At 41.2% G+C, this 21,468-nt stretch carries 18 protein-coding genes; all 18 read right to left on the bottom strand.

Features of this window, described 5'->3' with window-relative positions:
- Positions 1–35 precede the first annotated feature (35 nt).
- The 18 genes from ACESPO_RS00970 to alr all read right to left on the bottom strand — a co-directional run bounded on the left by ACESPO_RS00970 (position 36) and on the right by alr (position 21,454).
- The gene (locus ACESPO_RS00970; RefSeq protein ID WP_117577257.1) at positions 36–1,325 is read right to left on the bottom strand and encodes an ABC transporter substrate-binding protein; all 1,290 of its coding nucleotides are present in this window, start codon (positions 1,323–1,325) and stop codon (positions 36–38) included.
- A complete protein-coding gene (locus ACESPO_RS00965) occupies positions 1,312–2,079 on the bottom strand; it encodes a response regulator transcription factor (RefSeq protein ID WP_243116168.1) in 768 nt (255 codons plus the stop codon). Before ACESPO_RS00965 ends, ACESPO_RS00970 begins: the two co-directional genes overlap by 14 nt.
- Positions 2,051–3,757, bottom strand: a complete 1,707-nt coding sequence (locus tag ACESPO_RS00960; protein WP_016440561.1) for a sensor histidine kinase — start codon at positions 3,755–3,757, stop codon at positions 2,051–2,053. Before ACESPO_RS00960 ends, ACESPO_RS00965 begins: the two co-directional genes overlap by 29 nt.
- 390 nt (positions 3,758–4,147) lie before the next feature.
- Complete coding sequence (gene pcp / locus ACESPO_RS00955; RefSeq protein ID WP_008975623.1) at positions 4,148–4,765, bottom strand: pyroglutamyl-peptidase I; 618 nt, start codon at positions 4,763–4,765, stop codon at positions 4,148–4,150.
- A 29-nt stretch (positions 4,766–4,794) separates the two neighbouring features.
- Positions 4,795–5,274 carry a 23S rRNA (pseudouridine(1915)-N(3))-methyltransferase RlmH gene (gene rlmH, locus ACESPO_RS00950; RefSeq protein WP_008975622.1) on the bottom strand — a complete coding sequence of 160 codons (480 nt, stop codon included), beginning with the start codon at positions 5,272–5,274 and terminating at the stop codon, positions 4,795–4,797.
- A gap of 177 nt (positions 5,275–5,451) precedes the next feature.
- Positions 5,452–6,840: an NADPH-dependent glutamate synthase gene (gene gltA / locus ACESPO_RS00945; protein ID WP_008975621.1), complete on the bottom strand. Its 1,389-nt coding sequence runs from the start codon at positions 6,838–6,840 to the stop codon at positions 5,452–5,454.
- Positions 6,840–7,727: a sulfide/dihydroorotate dehydrogenase-like FAD/NAD-binding protein gene (locus ACESPO_RS00940; protein ID WP_008975620.1), complete on the bottom strand. Its 888-nt coding sequence runs from the start codon at positions 7,725–7,727 to the stop codon at positions 6,840–6,842. Before ACESPO_RS00940 ends, gltA begins: the two co-directional genes overlap by 1 nt.
- A 324-nt stretch (positions 7,728–8,051) precedes the next feature.
- Positions 8,052–9,233: an iron-containing alcohol dehydrogenase gene (locus ACESPO_RS00935; protein WP_009261940.1), complete on the bottom strand. Its 1,182-nt coding sequence runs from the start codon at positions 9,231–9,233 to the stop codon at positions 8,052–8,054.
- 125 nt (positions 9,234–9,358) lie between these two features.
- A complete protein-coding gene (locus ACESPO_RS00930; protein WP_499788336.1) occupies positions 9,359–10,594 on the bottom strand; it encodes a chitobiase/beta-hexosaminidase C-terminal domain-containing protein in 1,236 nt (411 codons plus the stop codon).
- 14 nt (positions 10,595–10,608) lie between these two features.
- Entirely contained in the window at positions 10,609–11,448 is an 840-nt protein-coding gene (gene folD, locus ACESPO_RS00925; RefSeq protein WP_009261942.1) for a bifunctional methylenetetrahydrofolate dehydrogenase/methenyltetrahydrofolate cyclohydrolase FolD, read from the bottom strand.
- 13 nt (positions 11,449–11,461) lie between these two features.
- Positions 11,462–13,132, bottom strand: coding sequence for a formate--tetrahydrofolate ligase (locus ACESPO_RS00920; RefSeq protein WP_117577248.1), 1,671 nt, complete (start codon positions 13,130–13,132; stop codon positions 11,462–11,464).
- 42 nt (positions 13,133–13,174) lie between these two features.
- The gene (locus ACESPO_RS00915; protein WP_499788335.1) at positions 13,175–15,673 is read right to left on the bottom strand and encodes an FtsK/SpoIIIE family DNA translocase; all 2,499 of its coding nucleotides are present in this window, start codon (positions 15,671–15,673) and stop codon (positions 13,175–13,177) included.
- 88 nt (positions 15,674–15,761) lie between these two features.
- Entirely contained in the window at positions 15,762–16,451 is a 690-nt protein-coding gene (locus tag ACESPO_RS00910) for a ClpP family protease (protein WP_009261945.1), read from the bottom strand.
- Between the two features lie 216 nt (positions 16,452–16,667).
- Positions 16,668–17,951 (bottom strand): O-acetylhomoserine aminocarboxypropyltransferase/cysteine synthase family protein, encoded by a 1,284-nt coding sequence (locus ACESPO_RS00905; RefSeq protein WP_009261946.1) that lies wholly within the window; start codon positions 17,949–17,951, stop codon positions 16,668–16,670.
- Between the two features lie 268 nt (positions 17,952–18,219).
- Entirely contained in the window at positions 18,220–18,951 is a 732-nt protein-coding gene (locus ACESPO_RS00900) for a YebC/PmpR family DNA-binding transcriptional regulator (RefSeq protein ID WP_009261947.1), read from the bottom strand.
- A 46-nt stretch (positions 18,952–18,997) separates the two neighbouring features.
- Entirely contained in the window at positions 18,998–19,846 is an 849-nt protein-coding gene (locus ACESPO_RS00895) for a hemolysin family protein (RefSeq protein WP_016438615.1), read from the bottom strand.
- Between the two features lie 14 nt (positions 19,847–19,860).
- Positions 19,861–20,208, bottom strand: a complete 348-nt coding sequence (locus tag ACESPO_RS00890) for a type II toxin-antitoxin system PemK/MazF family toxin (RefSeq protein ID WP_009261949.1) — start codon at positions 20,206–20,208, stop codon at positions 19,861–19,863.
- A 79-nt stretch (positions 20,209–20,287) separates the two neighbouring features.
- A complete protein-coding gene (gene alr, locus ACESPO_RS00885; protein WP_008975420.1) occupies positions 20,288–21,454 on the bottom strand; it encodes an alanine racemase in 1,167 nt (388 codons plus the stop codon).
- Between the last annotated feature and the right edge of the window lie 14 nt (positions 21,455–21,468).

Below are 21,468 nucleotides of genomic sequence, written 5' to 3'. Positions count from 1 at the left end.
TATATTTACTTTTTAACTTTTTATATGGATTATATTTACTTTTTTAGTCTGTTTTGACTATTTCGTTCTAGTAATTGAAAAAAAACTTCTCCACTCATCTCCTCCTGAAAAAACACCGGCAAATATTCCTCGAATATATGCATCTGTGCACTGTTCCACAAATTTGCCGGTACTTGGATCTTTATTTCTGCCTGTTTCACTTCCGTAGCCGCCTGGCAGAACCGGGGCATTTTTTCGCTATACTGTTCGATTGTAATCTGAGGATTTGCCGGCATCTGTCCGGTTTTCAGCAAGATTCTCTCTTGCACCTCTTTGCTGAGCATATACTTCAAAAATTTTATGCTTGCATCGATTCGTTTTTCATTCTCTGTATTTCCAAGAAGATATCCAAGCCCCGCGGATTCACAGGCAATCTCTGCACCTTCTCCAAAAGGAAGAAGCGCATAAGATACCGGAAGAGTCTCATCGATCATAAATGCTCCCCAAATTCCATTGATGTACATTGCAAGCTTTTCATCATTGAACAGGTCTGTTTCATCCCGATAGCTATATTCCTTGCTTAAAGGTTTTGTATAATGCCACAACTCTTTCTGCTGCTCTAACACAGTACAGATTTCTGACTGAGACATTGGAACCTTGTTCTGACTGATCGCAACACTCCCTCTCCCTCTATTCTTTGCAAGCATCTGATCTGTGATATAGAGATATCCCTCCACGGTAGGTCCAAGAGGCATCACATCCTTGTTTGATGTCTCAGACCACGTTTGAATCTTTTGACATGCGCTATAAAATTCTTCCCATGTCTCTGGAATAGACGTAATTCCAGCTTCACGAAAAATCTCTTCATTGTACCAGTAACCTCCACCAAGCATAAGGACATCGGAGACGGTATAGAGCTTACCATCCCTCGTCTTCCAATACTCCATACTAGATGGGGCAATGCTGTGCAACAATTCTTTATCCTCCTTAATGTATGGCATAAGATCCAGCGCCAGTTCGTTTTCTATCATAAACTGGTACAAGGATTCCTTTCCTGCATCCCCACAGAAAATCACATCTGGAAGATCTCCCACAAGAATTCTGTCCTCTGCCCGTTCTACCATCTCTTTTCCTGTCGGCATTGCGATCAGATTCAGAGAGATATCCGGATACTTTTTCTGAAAATCGGAATAGATTTTCTGCATTTCTTTGTGATCCATCTCCGTGCTTCCCCAGCCATGCATCACTGTGATCTCCACCTGCTTTTCCTTTCTTTCACTGCAACCTGACAGAAAAAATACTGCTCCTATCATACAGATAATAAATATCCTCTTACTTTTCCTCATGCTCCTCCCCTCCTACATTTCTGAATTCTTTTGGCGACATATGCGTATATCGTTTAAATACACGGGAAAAATAGCCGGTATCCTCAAATCCAACAGCCTCTGAAATCTGATATATTTTCCAGTCTGTTGTAGTCATGTATTCTTTTGCCTTTTCTACACGCTTTCTCAAAATATCATCAAAGAGATTTATGCCCCTTTTATTTTTATACAGTCGACTTAAGTAGCTTCCATTGGCATGAAGCGCTTCCGCCATCTCCTCCAGTGTGATTTTCTTTTCCAGGTTTTCCTCGATATAGCGAAGCATCTGATCATAGAGACTATCATTCTCTTTCTTTTCCTCCAGCTCTACACTGACTGACAAAGACTCTTTTTGCAACTTTTCTAAATTTTGTATCGCCTTTTCTACTGCTCCCGGGAGTTCCTCTAGGACGGAAATTTTCAACACATACTCACACACCCCATACTTGATCGCCGCTCTCGCATACTCAAACTCAGAATAGGCGCTCAAAATAATCACCTGGGTCTCCGGATACGTTTCATAGATATACTGACAAACCGCCAATCCATCTGCTCCTGGCATTCGGATGTCTGTAATTACGATATCTGGTTTCTCCTCCTTCATTCTGTCTATCAGTTTCTTTCCATCTTCTGCTACATACTTAAGACTGCATCCCATCTTTTCCCATGAAATTAATTTTTGCAGTGCCTCCCGAATATAGGCCTCATCATCTGCTGCCATCACGTTCCACATCATCCGCTCTCCTCTCCGAGGGTATTACAATCTCCACAGTCGTTCCCTCTCCTTTTTTTCCTGTCACCTTCCATGTGTGGTTTTCTCCATATAAAATATAAAGAAGTCGCTTTGTATTTTCCAGTCCGGTATGTGTATGCCCTTCTTTTTCCCGGACCGTTTCCACATCTTCTTCCTCAAACCCTACACCATCATCTTCTACAATAATATGAAGCCGCTTGTTTTGTTCATAAAGTATTACCTGCACCTTTCCACTGCCCTGTTTTGGTTCCAGACCGTGCGATACCGCATTTTCCACAAGCGGCTCGATCAAAAGTCTCGGAATCAGATTTTCTTTGACTTTTTCTTCCGGACAGATAATCTCATAAGTGATCTTGTCCTGAAATCTACTATTTTGAAGATATAGATAAAATTCCACTAACTCCAGTTCCTCTGCCACTGGAATCATAATCTCCTTTTTTCGGAAAATTTTTCCTCTCACCAATTCAGAGAATGCCCGCAGACATTGATACAGTTCTTCGTTTCCTGCCAATTTTGCCTTCAGACTCAGCATGGAAAGGATATTAAACTGAAAATGCGGTGTAATCTGTGCCTGGAGATACTTTACTTGAAGTCTCGTTGCGGTAAGTTCTTTCTCATACACTTCAAGAATCAAATGCTGGATCTTATCCGCCATCTCATTAAATACTACAGATATATCATGGAACTCCTGAATCTGAAAATCATCCATTCGGATATCAAATTGTTCCTCCCCAAATTCATGCATACTTTCTCTTACTTTCTTCAATGGTTTTGACAATCGATACCCAGAAACAAATGCAAGAGCGGCTGCCAGGACAAGTGCCAGAAGAAGGATGAATAAAAACGCAAACAATGTTGGACGAAGAACGACATAGAGATTTTCTTTCCCGACTACCGAAGAAATCTGGATATCAAATTCGCCGTCAGCACTGCTGTATACCAGATTATCGCCCTCTATTTTTCTTCCGTCCGAAAACAAAATTTCATCGTTTCCTTTGATTTCCCATCCCCAGTCCTGGTACCCTTCCACTGCCGAAAAAATCTCTTTTATCGCCTCTCTCTCTATTTGCACCATGCAGATTCCTACGTTGTTCATACTTTCATCATATATTGTAAAACAGAGATACCACTTGCCATTTCGGATATAACTTTGATATCGACAATTTTCTTCATAAAACTCTGTTAAAATGTGCTGACAAATTTCTTTCTCCTCCTTTGCTGCCAAAACAGTCAGCGGATAATAGCGTCTGTCAAGTTCCTTCCCCACTTTGTTAAATAAATGTACACTTTCAACGAATGGGGTTTGCTCTGCCAGGTTTCCCGCCGAAAAAAGTTCCATCATATATCCAAGCTGTTTTTCCGCATTTTCCTGATCATAAGATTCATTTTTTAAAAATGCTTCCAATAATGGATTATGACGGATAGAAACTGCGCCATCTGAAATAAACTGGATGTGGCTTTGGATCTGCTCGTTTGTACTGTCCAGGACATATTGCATATCTTCTTTTGCATTTTGTAAAAATAAAAAAGAAAATACACTGATCAGAACAACTCCCAAGAGAAACAGTGTCCCTACAGAAGTCACTACTGTCAGAAGTGTAAATTCCTGGCTGAGTGTTTTTCGTTTTTTCTCTTTTCCCATTTTCTGTCTCTGAATCATGTCCTCTGCTTCCTTAAAATAAACTCTAATGGATTTATTCTAGCACAGCTTTTCCATAAAGTCATTTGCTTTTGTAGTTTTTCTTCTCTATTTCATTTAAAATCCTATATTTTTTATACATTTTGCCCAACAAAGAAAAGGCGGAACATTTTTCTATGCGAAAATAAGTTGAAAAATATTCATGACAAATGGGAGAAAATAGTGACGTATTTTTTGATGAATGGTATAATATAAGAAATTTAGCAGCAGTGAAAATGATTTTTCATAGAAAGGAAAAACAAATGAGGTTATAGCAGTGAATAAAAGTTATGATTATATTTAGTAATCTCGCTATTCTATTAAAAAATAACGAGATTTTTTATTTCAGTCTATGTTTCTAGATAGGAAATGTCAATTTTTATCCTCTCCGGCAACTGCCTCCAACGCATATAGTAATGCCTTTGAGATGGTGGAAAGTTCCATTGTAGCTGTTCCGACAGGCTTTCCGACGCCTTGCTCTGTCGCATATGGCACATGAATAAAACCGCCTCGAATAGAAGGATATTTTCTATCAATCAAATAAAGAAGATCATACATCACACTGTTACATACATAAGTCCCCGCTGTGTAAGATATGCTTGCAGGGATCCCATGATCCTTGATGTTTTTTACCATTGCTTTTACCGGAATGGTTGCAAAATATGCCGTATCTCCATCTTCTTGCACTTTTACATCCATAGGTTGATTTCCGGCATTATCCGGAATTGAAGCTTCTACAAGGTTGATCGCAACACGCTCCACTCCGATATCGGCTCGCCTTCCCGCCTGCCCAACGCAGATTACTGCATCCGGCTGATGTTGCAGAATTCCTGTTTCCACAACTTTTCCGGCCTCTCCAAACACAGTTGGAATTTCCATTTTTACAATCTGTATATCTCCTGCCATATCTGGTAAAAGCTTCACTGCTTCATAAGCAGGATTTACACTTTCTCCTCCAAATGGCTCAAATCCTGTAATTAAAATTTTCATCTCTGATCTCTCCTGTACTTTCAATTCTGTTACTTATGATACGGTGCTCCTTCTATAATCCGATATGCACGATAAATCTGTTCCAGCAAAATAACACGCATCAGTTGATGCGGAAAAGTCATTTTGGAGAAACTCAATGCATAATCGGACTTTTCTAAAACTTCTTCGCTAAGTCCAATCGAGCCTCCAATCACAAAAATAATATGGCTTTTCCCTTGAATTCCAAGTTGTTCGATTTTTTCGGAAAATTCTTCGGAAGATAACAATTTCCCATTGATTTCCAAAGTAATCACATAGGCACCTTCTTTTATATGCTTTAAAATACGTTCACCTTCTTTTCTGCGAATTCCATTTTCTACCAATACGCTTGCCTGATCGGGGGTTTTCTCATCAGCCACTTCGATGATCTCCAATTTGCATGATTTGCTCAGCCGCTTTGTATACTCGGCTATTGCATCTTTCAAATATTTTTCCTTTAATTTTCCAACAGTAATAATTGTAATTTTCATGTTCATCTCCCTGCTCTGTACAAGACAGTGCTCTATCTTATTTCTTTTCTCCTATTATTCCGGCGAAAAAAAGGACTTCCGTTTCAGTCATATACGGCAGTCCTTTTTTGTCACATCAGATCTGACTGAGATATTTCCTCTCTCAGTTCTTCCCTGAAACAACGATAATACTATCTTTTATTTATTGCTTAAGTATTCGTGAATACCTTTTGCTCCTGCTTTTCCCGCACCCATTGCAAGGATAACAGTTGCTGCACCTGTTACAGCATCTCCTCCGGCATAGACACCCTCTTTTGTTGTCTTACCGTTCTCTTCTTCTGCAACGATACATTTCCATTTATTTACTTCCAGTCCTTCTGTTGTAGAAGAGATCAGTGGGTTTGGAGATGTACCAAGAGACATGATCACAGTATCAAGATCCATTGTAAATTCAGATCCTTCTACTTCTACCGGACGTCTTCTACCGGAAGCATCTGGTTCTCCTAATTCCATCTTCACGCATACCATACCTTTTACCCATCCATTTTCATCTACTAAAATTTCTTTTGGATTTGTAAGAAGATCAAAGATGATTCCTTCTTCTTTTGCATGGTGTACTTCTTCTACTCTGGCAGGAAGTTCTTCTTCACTTCTACGATATACGATATGTACTTCTGCACCAAGGCGAAGAGCTGTTCTTGCAGCATCCATCGCAACGTTACCACCACCGATGACAGCAACTTTTGTTCCTGCAGCGATTGGGGTATCATAAGATTCATCAAACGCTTTCATCAAGTTGCTTCTTGTCAAGTATTCATTTGCAGAGAATACACCGTTTGCATTTTCTCCCGGGATTCCCATGAATTTTGGAAGTCCTGCTCCAGATCCGATAAATACTGCCTCAAATCCTTCTTCCTCGATCAATTGATCGATAGTTGTAGATTTACCGATGACAACGTTTGTCTCAAATTTTACTCCGAGTTCTTTTACTTTCTCAATCTCTTTTGCAACAACTTTCTGTTTTGGAAGACGGAACTCAGGAATACCATATACTAATACACCGCCCAGTTCATGGAGTGCTTCAAATACAGTTACTTCATATCCTAATTTTGCAAGGTCACCAGCACATGTCAGTCCTGCGGGACCAGATCCGATTACAGCAACTTTGTGTCCGTTTGTCTTCTCTGCGCCAACTGGTTTAATGTCATGCTCTAATGCGTAGTCAGCAACAAAACGCTCTAATTTACCGATGGAAACCGGTTCTCCTTTGATACCACGGATACATTTTCCTTCACACTGTGATTCCTGAGGACATACACGTCCACAAATTGCAGGAAGTGCAGAAGATTCTCCAATGATCTTGTAAGCTTCTTCGATATTTCCTTCTTTTACTTCCTTGATAAATCCTGGAATATTAATAGCTACCGGACATCCCTGCACACATTTTGCATTCTTACAGTTGATGCAGCGAGTTGCTTCTTCCATTGCTTCTTCTTTGTTATATCCAAGACAAACTTCTTCAAAGTTTGTTGCGCGTACTTTTGGTTCCTGCTCTCTTACAGGTACTTTCTTTAATACATCTGCCATTAGTTGTCACCTCCGCAATTTCCACATCCGCCATGATGTGTATCGCCTTCCTGCAATTTCAAAATTGCACGGCCTTCTTCTGTTTTATACATTAACTGTCTCTTCATTGCCTGGTCAAAATCTACCAAATGTCCATCAAATTCCGGTCCGTCAACACATGCGAATTTGATCTCATCTCCTACCTGAAGACGGCATGCTCCGCACATACCTGTTCCGTCTACCATGATCGGGTTCATGCTGACGATTGTAGGAATCTCTAATTTTTTTGTCAGAAGACATACAAATTTCATCATGATCATCGGTCCGATTGCAACGCATCTGTCATATTTCTTGCCTTCTCCGACTAATTTTTCGATCATGCTTGTTACCATTCCGTGGTGTCCGTAAGAACCATCATCTGTACAGACATAAAGATTTCCAGCAACAGCTTCCATCTCTTTTTCAAGGATCAGCATCTCTTTTGTCTTAGATCCAACAATTACATCTACGTCTATTCCACGTTCGTGCATCCATTTTACCTGTGGATATACAGGAGCTGCCCCAACACCACCTGCTACGAACAAAATCTTTTTATTCTTTAATTCTTCAAGATCTTCTTCTACAAATTCAGAAGCACATCCTAAAGGACCTGTAAAGTCTCTGAAGTAATCCCCCTCTTTTAACTCTGCCATCTTATCTGTGGAAGCTCCTACAATCTGGAATACGATTGTCACTGTTCCTGCTTCTCTGTCATAATCACAAATCGTCAATGGAATTCTTTCCCCTTTTTCATCCATTTTTACGATTACAAACTGTCCCGGCTGACAGTGTCTTGCAACTCTTGGTGCTTCAACATCCATAAGAAAAATCTTATCTGCTAATTTTTCTGCCTTTTGTATTTTATACATCTTGCGCCTCCTAAAATTTTATATATTACCTATTTACCGCTAAGCCGTGAATAAGCATACATGATTATTAATATAATATATCATTCTTCGTTAAAGTTCAAGTATATCTTGCGATAATGTTAAAAATTTATCGGCATTTTCTAGTAATATTTCCTAAAGATTCTTTTAAAAAGCTTTTGGAAACAAACAAAATGGCACATCTTACGGAAGACATGTACTCCTGCAAAATGTGCCTTTTTGATTTTCTATCTAAGTAATCATTCAACTGCCTGATCCGGGCAAAACCTGTTTTTCAAAAGGTCGTTCTCTTGACAGACTTTCTAATTAGAAATCAACTTCTGTTCCGTAATAAATACATGTAAATAATCTCTCCATTGTTTCCGGATCGATTGCTCTTGGATTAGACCCTGTACAGGCATCTCCAACTGCATTTTTTGCGATTTCAGAAATCTTTTCTTTGAATTCATCTTCTTTAATTCCAAACTCTTTTAATGTTGCAGGAATTCCAAGGATTACGTTAAATTCATTGATTTTTTCACATAAACTATTGATCAGTGCTCGTTCGGAAGCTCCGGCAAGACCTACTCTTCTTGCAATCTCAGCATAACGCTTTGCAGCGACAGGATCTTTTGCATTATACTTGATGACATATGGAAGGTACATTGCATTTGCAAGACCATGTGTAATATGTCCTGTTGAGAATGCTGCTCCTGTCTTATGTGCCATAGAATGTACAATACCAAGCAACGCATTAGAAAATGCCATACCTGCAAGGCACTGCGCATTGTGCATCTGTGCTCTTGCTTCCATGTTTCCTTTGAAAGAAGCTGGAAGATAATCAAATACCATCTCGATTGCCTGAATTGCAAGTGGGTCTGTATATGCACAATTCAAAGTAGATACATAAGCTTCAATTGCATGAGTCAGAGCATCCATACCTGTATAGGCAACCTGACGTGCCGGAAGTGCTTCTACCAACTCAGAGTCAACAATTGCAACATCTGGTGTAATATTAAAATCTGCCAATGGATATTTGATTCCTTTTGCATAGTCTGTGATCACAGAGAATGCAGTAACTTCTGTTGCCGTTCCTGATGTAGACGGAATTGCCGCAAACTTTGCTTTCTGACGCAGTTCTGGGAAGTTAAACGGAATACATAAATCCTCAAATGTTACATCTGGGTATTCATAAAATGCCCACATTGCCTTTGCAGCATCAATTGGAGAACCTCCTCCCATTGCCACGATCCAGTCTGGACCAAATGCGCGCATTGCTTCTGCACCTTTCATAACAGTCTCTACGGATGGATCTGGCTCAACACCCTCGAATAACTGAACTTCCATGCCGGCTTCTTTCAAATAGTTCACTGCTTTGTCAAGAAATCCCTGACGCTTCATGGAACCTCCTCCGACTACGAGAATTGCCTTTTTCCCTTTCAGATTTTTCAGTTCTTCCAGACACCCTTTTCCGTGGTAAATGTCTCTTGGTAATGTAAATCTTGCCATTGTCATGCATCTCCTTTGAATATGTGTTGTTAATTTTTAAACAATTACATTATATCACTGTTAACAATTTAACGCAATTCTTTTTTTGTTATTTTACAAACAATTTATTTTCTTCTTACACTTCCTTATTCATAAGAATATGTGAGTGTATAATTCCTTTTTGTCACAGCACTTACACGTCCCTTTTTGTCGATCAGCACTGCCGAAAACAAAGTATTTCCTTCTGGCATGTCAATTGGTTCTGTGTATTTATATGAATCTTCTGAATCCTTTTCCGGTACCTCACCATTGAAGGTATAATATGCCTCATATCCTTCGGGAACTTCAATTTCAATCATCGTATACTCATAGTACTGTCCTGTCGTTGGTGTTACAACCGGTGCATCTTCCAAAGGTAATTCTACCGTATATGTCTTCTCTTCCGTAAGACTTGGGACTCCTTTTTTATTTACAGCAATCGCTTTCACTGTCGTTGTACCTTCCGGGATAGAAATCGGTTCCTCATATTTTGTGCTGTCTGTTGTAGGTTCAGAGCCATCGATCGTATAGTAGATTTCTTTCGCTTTGGATGTCAATGTTAATTCCTGTACTTCATCATACTTACTTTCATCTAAACTAAATTTTGGCACCTTTACCTGATAAGATTTTAACGCAGTAAGAACACTTTCATCCTCACACTCATCAAGAAGGAGCGGAATCTGTGTCTCCTGATCTGTGGCAATATAAAAATCAATCATCTCTTCATACAATTCCACGCTGGTAGGATTTGCTTCGATAGCATCCCAGAATACCATCTCTGCCCTGTCAAGATCTTCCTGTGCATTGTACACAGCCGCAAGCCCAGCATACGCTTCTGCACGCGCCGGCTTTTTCTCTACTGCCTTCTCAAATGTACGGATAGCCTGATCATATTTCTGCTCCTTTGCCAATGCATATCCTTTTTTTATCTTGCCACTATAGGAACTTCTATAAATTCCGGCACTCAGAAGTGTCAGTAGTCCAACAGATGCTGCGGTCATACCAATCAACAAACGTCTCTTCTTCCTTCTGACTTCTCTTCGACGCGCAAGCCGTTTCTTTCTCCGTGCTTCTTCTTCAGCCTCAATCTGGCTTCTTCTCTGCACAAATTCTCGTTTCTGCTGCTCTTCCTGTTTCTGCTGTCTTAATTTCTCCTGTACTGCCTGGCGATAACGCTCCAGTTCATTTTCTGAAGTTTCTCCCCCGCCAATGGCATCCCGCACCTGCTCCGCCAGCATATCATCCAGCGGATTGTAATCTGGAACAATTCTGACTTCTGCGCCACAATACGGACAATATCCTAGGTCATATGTAATTTCTGCTCCGCATTTTGCACATTTCATTTAGTAAAAACCCCCTATTTGCATGCCGCCTCCACACAGTTATACATCAGCATAGCTCGTGTCATCGGTCCCACTCCTCCTGGAACCGGTGTGATTGCGCCAACTTTTTCTATTACGTCATCGTAATCGACATCCCCGCACAACACATTGTCTTCATTTCGGTGAATGCCGACGTCGATCACGACTGCATTTTCTTTTATATATTCTTTCGTTATAAATTTTGGTTTCCCGACTGCCGCCACAAGAATGTCTGCTCGCTTTGTAATCTCCTTTAAATCTTTCGTTTGGGAATGTGCGATTGTCACAGTTCCATTCTCCCTTAGTAGAAGAAGCGCTGTCGGTTTCCCTACATTGTTGCTTCTTCCAACAACTACACACTCTCTTCCACGGATCGAAATCCCCGAACGTTTCAAAAGTTGAATGACTCCAGCCGGTGTACAGCAGTCAAAGCCATCCCCTCCGATACAAAGCTTCCCGATATTGACCGGATGAAATCCATCCACATCCTTCGCCGGATCAATTGCCTTCACAACTTTTGATTCATCCATATGAGATGGAAGCGGAAGTTGTACAAGAATTCCATGCACATCTCCGGTGTGATTTAATTGATCGAGCAATGCGAGAAGTTCTTCCTCTTTCGTTTCTTCTGGCAGCTCGTAAGAACGCGATTCGATCCCGATATAAGCACAATCTTTCTTTTTCCCATTCACATATACCGTAGATGCGGGGTCATTTCCCACCTGTATCACAGCAAGGCAGACAGATTTCCCCTCCTGTTTCAGCCTTGCCACACGCTCTTTTAACTCTTCTTTGATCTGCATTGCAATCTGTTTTCCGTCAATAATCTGTGGCATATTTCATCTCTCCTTAGAATAAACCTGTAATATTTCCACTTGCATCTACATCAATATGATTTGCTGCTGGAACTTTCGGAAGTCCAGGCATTGTCATAACAGCTCCCGTAAGAGCGACAACAAATCCTGCTCCGGCATTTACATACACTTCACGGATATGCATATCAAAATTCTGTGGACGGCCAAGTAATGTAGCATCATCAGAAAGGGAATACTGATTCTTTGCCATACATACTGGAAGATTTCCAAATCCCATCTGCTCAATCTTTGCAAGTTGCTTTTCTGCTGCCGGAGCATACTCAATTCCTTTTGCGCCATAGATTTCTTTTGAAATCGTCTCAATCTTCTCTTTGAGTGTCAACTCATCGGAATATAACGGTGCGAAATGGCTTTCCTTTGTCTCCAAAGTCTGAAGTACCTTTTCTGCCAGTTCAATTCCGCCCTCTCCGCCGCGTTCCCACACTTTAGACAATGCAAACTCGCATCCTCGCTCCTCACAGAATTTTTGGATAAATGCATTCTCAGCATCTGTATCTGTCACAAACGAATTCAGTGTAACAATGACCGGAACATTATATTTCTGAATATTTTCAATATGTTTTTCCAAATTCACGATTCCTTTTTCCAATGCTTCCAAATTCTCTTCTGCCAAAGCATTTTTCGGAACCCCTCCATTGTATTTTAATGCGCGCACAGTCGCAACGATCACAACTGCATCTGGTGCCAGTTCACTGCTTCGACATTTGATATCAAAGAATTTTTCTGCACCGAGATCTGCTCCAAATCCAGCCTCTGTAATGGCAATGTCTCCAAGTTTTAACGCCATCTTTGTAGCTCGGACACTGTTACATCCATGTGCAATGTTGGCAAATGGTCCACCATGTACGATGGCTGGTGTATGTTCCAGTGTCTGGATCAGATTTGGTTTCATCGCATCTTTTAAAAGAGCTGTCATTGCACCTGTTGCCTGAAGCATATCGGCAGTAACCGGGTTGCCAGAGAAGTCATAGGCAACGATAATCTTGCCAAGACGTTCCTTTAAATCTTGAAGATTATTCGCCAGACAGAGTACCGCCATAATCTCTGAGGCAACTGTGATGACAAAATGATCTTCTCTTACCATTCCGTCCATTTTGCTTCCAAGTCCAATTACGATATTTCTAAGAGATCTGTCATTCATATCCAGACATCTCTTCCAGACAACCTGCCTTGGATCGATCTGCAGAGCATTTCCTTGCTGAATATGATTATCTAACATTGCTGCAAGCAGATTGTTGGCAGAAGTGATCGCATGAAAATCTCCTGTAAAATGCAGATTTAAATCTTCCATCGGAACAACCTGTGCATAACCTCCGCCTGCTGCTCCGCCCTTAATTCCAAAGCATGGGCCAAGGGAAGGCTCACGGAGTGCGATCACTGCCTTTTTATTTAATTTTGCCATTGCCTGTCCAAGTCCAACACTTGTCGTTGTCTTTCCCTCTCCTGCCGGTGTAGGATTAATAGCTGTCACAAGGACAAGTTTTCCATCTGGTCTGTCTTTGATCTGATCCCAAAGTTCATCAGAAAGTTTTGCTTTGTACTTTCCATAAAGTTCCAGATCATCCTCCTGAATCCCAATTGTCTCTGCCACCTCTTTGATCGGCTTCATCTGTGCTTCCTGAGCGATTTGAATATCTGTCTTCATCTTCTCTTCGTCCTTTCTTTTTATGCATCTGCTGCACTTACTTTATACATACTCCTCTATGTACTGCTCAAACTCTTCCATAGACATCAGTACCTTTCGCGGTTTGGTTCCTTCCTCCTCGCCAACGACACCAGCTTCGAAAAGCTGATCCATAATGCGTGCTGCACGGTTAAATCCAATTTTGAATACCCGCTGGAGCATTCCGATAGAAGCTTTGTCTTTTTCTATAATAAAACGTCCTGCATCTACAAAGTAGACATCGCGTTCATCGGCTCCTCCACCTGCTCCTGCAGCTGATGCCATTCCCGTCTGTGCACTGTTTACATGATTTTCTACTTCTTCATTATATATGGCATTTCCATTCTTTGTCACGAGATATTCTACAACATTTTGAACTTCTTTATCAGAGACAAATGCTCCCTGCACACGGGCAGGCTTCTGGTATCCCGATGGATAAAAAAGCATATCACCTTTTCCAAGAAGTTTTTCCGCACCGTTCATATCAATGATTGTTCTGGAGTCCACTCCCGAAGACACCGAAAAAGCAATTCGCGACGGCATATTTGCCTTGATCAATCCGGTAATAACATTCACGGACGGTCTCTGCGTCGCAAGAACAAGATGAATTCCCGCTGCGCGGGCAAGCTGTGCCAGGCGGCAGATTGCCTCCTCGATTTCCCCTGGTGCCACCATCATAAGGTCTGCAAGCTCATCAACAATAATGACAATCTGAGGCATTTTTTCTGGCTTTTCACCATTTTCTATCTGTTTTTCAACCTCAGATGCCTTTTCGTTATATCCCCGTAAATCACGCACATTGTATTCCGCAAATAACCGATACCGCTTATCCATTTCCACAACAGCCCAGTTTAAAGCTCCCGATGCTTTCTTCGGATCTGTAACTACTGGAATCATCAAATGTGGAATCCCATTGTAGACACTTAACTCTACAACTTTTGGATCGATCATGATTAATTTCACCTCATCCGGATCCGCTTTATATAAAATACTCATGATCAGTGTATTGATACAGACAGATTTTCCAGATCCTGTCGCACCTGCGATCAGAAGATGAGGCATCTTCATAATATCTGCCACAACAACCTTCCCTGCGATATCTCTTCCTGCTGCGAAAGCAATCTTGGAAGTACTCTTTTGAAATTCTTCCGTTTCCAGAAGATCCCGCAGCATCACTGGGGAAGTCTCTTTGTTCGGAACCTCGATTCCAACTGCAGCTTTTCCCGGGATCGGCGCTTCAATACGAATGTCAGCGGCCGCCAGATTCAATTTGATATCATCGGCAAGACCGACAATCTTACTGACTTTTACTCCCTGCTCCGGCTGAAGTTCATAGCGTGTCACAGATGGTCCACAACTTACATTTGTCACAGTAACACGTACTCCAAAATTATAAAGCGTCTGCTGCAACTTGTTCGCTGTCTCACGCAAATGTGCATCGGAATCCCCACCACCTGCTTTTCCGCGCTTCAATAGCGAAAGTGGTGGTCGCTGATAGTTTAATTTTGGTTGATGTTCCGTTTCTTTTCTCTCTCGTTCAACTTCTTCTGTCGCCTTTTGTGTCTCTTCCTCACTGGATTTCTTTTTCTTTGCTCTCGTATTTTTTTTCTCTGTTGCAGGATCCAGTGCAAATGGATCTCCTGCCGGAGCTACTTCTTCTAAAACTTCCTGTTCCAAAGTAGGCTCTGCACGATTGATCACAAAATCCAGCGGCTGTTCCTCAAATGGAACTTCTTCCGGTTTTAATTCTTTCAAATCTTCCTTAGGCTGTGTGAGCGTAGTATCAAATGTCACACCTGATATATGCTGATCTGCTTTGGCTTTGGCCGCTTTTTTGATCTCTCGTTTCGCCGCTTTTTGCGCTTCTTTTATCGCTTTTGTTTCTTCTTTTTCAGCACGCGCTTCCTTTTTCGCAGATGCCTGTGTCCGTCTTTTTTTGACATCTTCCTTCGCAGATGTATAAACTTTTGCACTGCCCTTTTTCAGCCCTCTTAAAAAGGACTTTTCCGTGATCAGCACAAGAAAGATGATCATTAAAATAATCACTATCACATAAGTTCCCGCGACTCCAACTGCCGGGCACAACAATTTTGTAAAAATCCCTCCGAGCAGTCCGCCGCCCTTTTTCTCCTTCGCTGCATATCTGTAAAAGGAAATAATAGTCTGCTCTTTTTCAAATGGAACAGTAAGCAACTGTAAAAAAGTGCAGAGCATGAAGGAAAAACCAACTCCTGCCCCCAGTTTTATGTATGCAAAAGAATTACCTCTGTTTGAAAATACGAAAGCAGTCCCTAAAAAAAGTAAAACCGGCATGATATAAGCCGGCAGTCCAAAGATTCCGAACAAAAATGCAGAAACTGCATTTCCAAGAAATCCTCCCAGACCGAAATTACTCAGAATAAGAAGAATTGCCACTGCTAATGTCAAAAGAATGATAATTTCATCACGGAAAGAATAACTGTTTTGTGCCTTTTTCCCTTTTGTGCCTGCCTTTTTTGTTGTTTTGCCTTTCTTTGCAGCCATACAATATTCCCTCCTTGTTTCTTATTCGCAAGTTGCGGTACAGGCTATTTCCCATACCACAACAAAACATACTATGTTTATTATAACACTATTTTTTGTTCGCTTCAATCATTGCCTGCAATTTTTTTAATGCATCACTAATACCTCCAACCGCATCGATCAGTCCTTCCCGAACGGCATCTTCTCCTTCCAGCAATGTTCCCACATCTTTTACTAGCTGTGTCGAGTCTAACATCAACTCTTCGACACGGTCTTGAGAAATCCGGGAATGTTCTGCGAGAAACCGTGTAATACGATCTTGTGTCCGCTCCATATTCTTATAGCTTTGTAAGACACCAATAAACATTCCGGTCGAACGCACTGGATGCACGATCATAGTTCCACTCGGTACAATAAAAGAGTAGTCTGCCGACACCGCGAGAGGTCCACCGATAGAATGACTGCCTCCCAGTACAAGCGAAACTGTCGGCTTACTAAGCGATGCTATCATCTCCGCAATTGCAAGTCCTGCTTCCACATCCCCGCCCATTGTATTGAGAAGAATCAACACTCCATCAATTTCCTCATTATCTTCTATTTCCGCAAGCTTTGGAAGTAGATGTTCATATTTTGTTGCTTTTGTATTTCCCGATACTGCTTCATGACCTTCGATTTCTCCAATAATTGTAAGAAGCTGGATACGATGCTTTTCTCTGTCTTTGTCAAGTTCAAGCGCTCCCATTTCTTTAATTTGTTCCGTCTCTTTTTCTTGATGATTATCTCTTTCTTCCTGTCCCATTTCACACACTCCTGATATTTTCTTTTTAGTATGTGCAGAAAATAATATTTCATACTTTCCTGAAACATAAAGAACTCTTTGATCATATAAAAATACGTCTCACAAAATAATGTATCCCATCCATCGGACAACAGTATTCTGCAAGACGTATTTTATTTATTTATTTCTTCATCTGTACCATTTCATCAAAACAGGTCGGAGTTTCTTAGCTTACCATTAGACATAGGCAAGTGCTTGCTCCAAATCTGCAATAATGTCTTCTACATGTTCGATTCCGACACTAAGGCGGATAAGATCTGGCTGTACCCCTGCTTCCAGCAGTTCCTGCTCATTCATCTGACGATGTGTATGACTTGCCGGATGGAGTACCGATGTTCTCGCATCTGCAACATGGGTAACAATCGCAGCCATCTGAAGATGATCCATCATCGCAACCGCTCCGTCTCTTCCCGCTTTCAGTCCAAAAGAAATTACTCCACATGTACCATTCGGCATATACTTTTTCGCAAGTTCATGGTACTTATTTCCTTCCAGCCCCGCATAGTTCACCCATGCCACTTTTTCGTGGCTCTCAAGATACTCAGCAACTTTCTGCGCATTTTCACAATGTCGCTCAACCCTCAGACACAATGTCTCCAGTCCGATATTCAATAAAAATGCATTCTGTGGAGACTGAATCGATCCAAGATCCCTCATCAATTGTGCTGTCGCCTTCTGGATATAGGCCAGTTTTCCAAAGCGTTCTGTATAAATCACTCCATGATAAGTTTCATCCGGAGTTGTCAATCCCGGGAACTTTTCTTTTGCAGCATCCCACTCAAAATTTCCACTGTCTACAATACAGCCTCCGACACAAGTCGCATGTCCATCCATATATTTTGTAGTAGAATGTGTTACAATATCTGCTCCCCACTCAAATGGACGGCAGTTCACTGGAGTCGCAAAAGTATTATCAACAATCAATGGAACCTGATGTGCATGAGCTGCCTTCGCAAACTTCTCAATATCCAGAACAACAAGAGATGGATTAGATATGGTCTCTCCAAATACTGCTTTTGTGTTCTCCTGAAATGCAGCATGTAACTCCTCTTCTCCTGCATCCGGATCTACAAAGGTTGCTTCAATTCCCATTTTTTTCAATGTATGGGCATACAGATTATAGGTTCCCCCATAAAGTGCTGACGCACATACAATGTGATCTCCAGCTTCTGCAATATTCATGATCGCATAGAAATTTGCTGCCTGTCCAGAGGAAGTAAGCATTGCTGCAACCCCTCCTTCCAGATCGCAGATTTTCGCTGCCACGGCATCGTTAGTAGGATTCTGAAGTCTTGTATAAAAATATCCTGCCTCCTCCAGGTCAAAAAGTCTGCCCATCTGCTCACTGGACTCATACTTAAATGTTGTACTCTGGTAGATCGGGAGCACTCTGGCTTCTCCATTTTTCGGCTTCCAGCCTGATTGAATACATTTTGTCTCTGGTCTGTAATTATTGCTCATTTGCGTTGCCTCCTGCGTATTCATTCTGATTTTTTTTCACTAGAATCTAGTATACCATTCAGAAAATATTTGCACAAGAGCTATCTTTTTCATATTTTTTAATTTGTAATTGAAAATAATTTATCTAACTATGAAAATTTTATGCAAAAATGGCACAGCCGCTCTTTCACCTGGTTGGTGATCGATCTGACTGTGCCATTTATCCTTTTAAGAGAAACAGCTCCTTTTGCTGCAAAATAACTACATGCTATACTATAAACTGAATTTCTTATTCATCCCAGTTGTGGTACACTTCCTGGACATCGTCATCTTCCTCAAGCAGATCCAATGTCTTCTGAATATTTTTCAGATCCTGTTCATCTGTCAACTCTACCCATGTCTGTGGAATCATGGTCACCTCTGCATTTGCCATCGGAATTCCTGCTTCTTCCAATTTCAGACGAACTTCACTGAAATCTTCCGGTACTGTCAACACTTCGTAGCTGTCTTCCTCTTCCACAAAATCTTCTGCTCCTGCATCTAAAGCAAGCATCATCAGTTCATCAGAATCCATATCGCAATCTTCTTTTGCAATAATGATCTGTCCTTTCTCATCAAACATGAAAGAAACGCATCCTGGAGTCCCAACATTTCCACTACCTTTTGTGAAGGCGTTGCGGACATTGGATGCAGTACGGTTCTTATTATCTGTCAGCGCTTTCACAATGATCGCTGTTCCATTTGGTCCATATCCCTCATACGTAATGTGTTCGTAATTGTCAGCAGATCCTTCGCCCGCCGCTTTCTTAATACTGCGGTCGATGTTGTCATTTGGCATATTGTTTGCTTTTGCTTTTGCAATTACATCTCGCAGACGACTGTTATTTGCCGGATCCGGTCCGCCTCCTTCTTTTACTGCTACTGCAAGTTCTCTTCCGATCTTTGTAAAGATTTTTCCTTTTGCAGCATCATTTTTTTCCTTTTTATGCTTAATATTCGCAAATTTTGAATGTCCTGACATTACTCTAACCTCTTTCTATTTTGTATTTCACTGCTATATTCTATCACTAATCTTCTATCTTTTCAACTTCAACCAACTCGATCATATTATTGTCTACGAGAAGAATTCTAAAACAGTAAACATCATATCGTACCTCGCACGTCTCATGTTCAGCTGGAATCCGTTCAAGTTTCGAAATCAAAAAGCCATTCAACGTCTCATTTTCTTCATCTTCAATCTCGATTCCTAAAATCTCCTCCAGATCATCCAATGCTACTTTTCCCTTAACAAGATAGGTTCCATTTTCCTGCCGGAAGTACAATGTTTCTTCTTCATCATATTCGTCAAAAATGTTCCCGACGATTTCCTCAATGATATCTTCCATCGCTACGATCCCCGCTGTCTGTCCATACTCATCCAGCACAATAAATAAATGATTCTTTTCTGTGTTCATCTGTTTGAACAAACGGGACAGTCCTTTTGTTTCCGGGATAAAGCTGACCTCACGAAGACAATCTTTTAATTCTTTTACTTTGACCGGGCGAAGCTCTTTGTTTAAATAATATTTCATCGCATCTCTAAGATGGATCGTACCGATAATATCATCGATATTCTCCTCATAAACCGGAAATCTCGTAAACCGCTCATCCAGCATGAACTGCAAAGCATGTTCCAGCGTCTCACTGCCATCCACCGCTACAATATCCTTTCGATGCGTCATGATATCACGAGCATTTTTCCCACTGTACTGCAGCACATTCTTGATCATTCGCACTTCGTTTTCTTCAAGGTATCCCTGACTGCCGCACTCTTCTACCACATATTCAACCGCTTCCTGCACTTCTTCTTTGCTCTCCGGACTCTCTCCAGATACTATCTGTTTCAAATTTTTCCACAGACGCCTCTCTTCTTCCATCGTCTACTCCTTTACTATGTATGAAGCTCCAGACTGATTTTCAGTGCTTCATTAACTTTTTTCATTAGTTCTTGATCTAGATGACAAACCTGCTCCCTGAGCCTCTGTTTGTCGATTGTACGGATCTGCTCTAACAGTACGACTGAATTCTTTACCAGCCTGCATTTTTTTGCATCAATCTCAATATGCGTTGGCAGTTTCGCCTTATTCATCTTCGATGTGATGGCGGCACAGATGACTGTTGGACTATGTTTGTTCCCAATATCATTCTGTATGATCAATACTGGTCTGATACCTCCCTGTTCCGATCCGACAACTGGACTTAAATCTGCATAAAAAATATCCCCTCGTTTTACAACCACTCTATTCACACTCCGATTCTTCAAGATACAAAAAGTATTTCCTCTTTTCTCGGATGTATTCTTTAGAGCTTTATTTTATTTAAGCAAAATAATCTACCTGTTCTTCAACCTTCCCATCCTGCACATAGACACGCGGGATCCGCTTCCCAAGATCACAGACAAACTCATAATTAAACCTGCCAGATAACTCGCTTAACTTTTCCACCGGAAGATACTCTTCTTGATCTCTTCCGATCAACGTCACCTTATCCCCAAATTTCACCTCTGGGATATCTGATACGTCCACCATGAACTGATCCATGCAGATTCTTCCGATAATTGGAGCTTTTTTACCGCGAATCAACACGTATCCGGTATCCGAAAGGCTTCTCGGATACCCATCACCATATCCGATCGGAATGGTCGCAATCCGCATCTGATGCTCTGACACAAAATCACCACCATAGCTTACCGGCGTCCCTGCCGGGATGTCTTTTACAAATGCAATATGGCTTTTCAAAGACAATGCCGGTTTTAACTGTACCTTTTCCTTATCGACTTCCTCCGAAGGATAGAGCCCATAAATTGCGATCCCGGCGCGTACCAGATTATAATCAGCCCTGCGAACATCTATAATTCCTGCACTGTTTGACGCATGAACATACGGGAAAGTAACCCCTTCTTCTTCCAGTCTCTGTGTCATCCACTCAAACTTTTCCAATTGCATCATTGTAAACGTCTTATCTTCTTCGTCCGCTTTAGCGAAATGGGTAAAAACTCCCTCCAGCACTAAATTCGGAAGTTCTGCAATCTCCTTGATTTCTTCAATACTGCTTTCTTCGGCAGAAAATCCAAGCCTCGCCATCCCGGTATCCAGTTTGATATGTACATATGCCTGCTCCCCTTTTTCGACTGCCAGAGCTGAAATCGCCTCTGCCATCTCTTTTGTATAAACATTCATACGGATTTCATATTTCAACATCTCCCAATATTGATCTGGGAAAATACATCCCAACACCAAAATCGGCTTTTGAATCTCTGCCGCACGGAGCACAACCGCCTCATCTAATGTTGCCACGGCATATCCCCACACATAATCATATGATTCCAGCATCGATGCAACCTGCACAGCTCCATGCCCATATCCGTCTGTTTTGATCACAGCAACCATCTCAGTTCCTTCTTTGAGATTTTTTTTCATCTGTTCCATATTCCATGCTACTGCATCTAGATCTATCTTTGCATACACTCTGCTATAAGTTTTCATTTATCTGCCCCTTA

This window comes from Coprococcus sp. HPP0074 (genome assembly GCF_964238105.1).
Classification (GTDB): Bacteria; Bacillota; Clostridia; order Lachnospirales; family Lachnospiraceae; genus Faecalimonas; species Faecalimonas umbilicata.
Note: the sequence above shows the minus strand (reverse complement) of the source record. Positions and strands in the feature narration are given on the sequence as shown.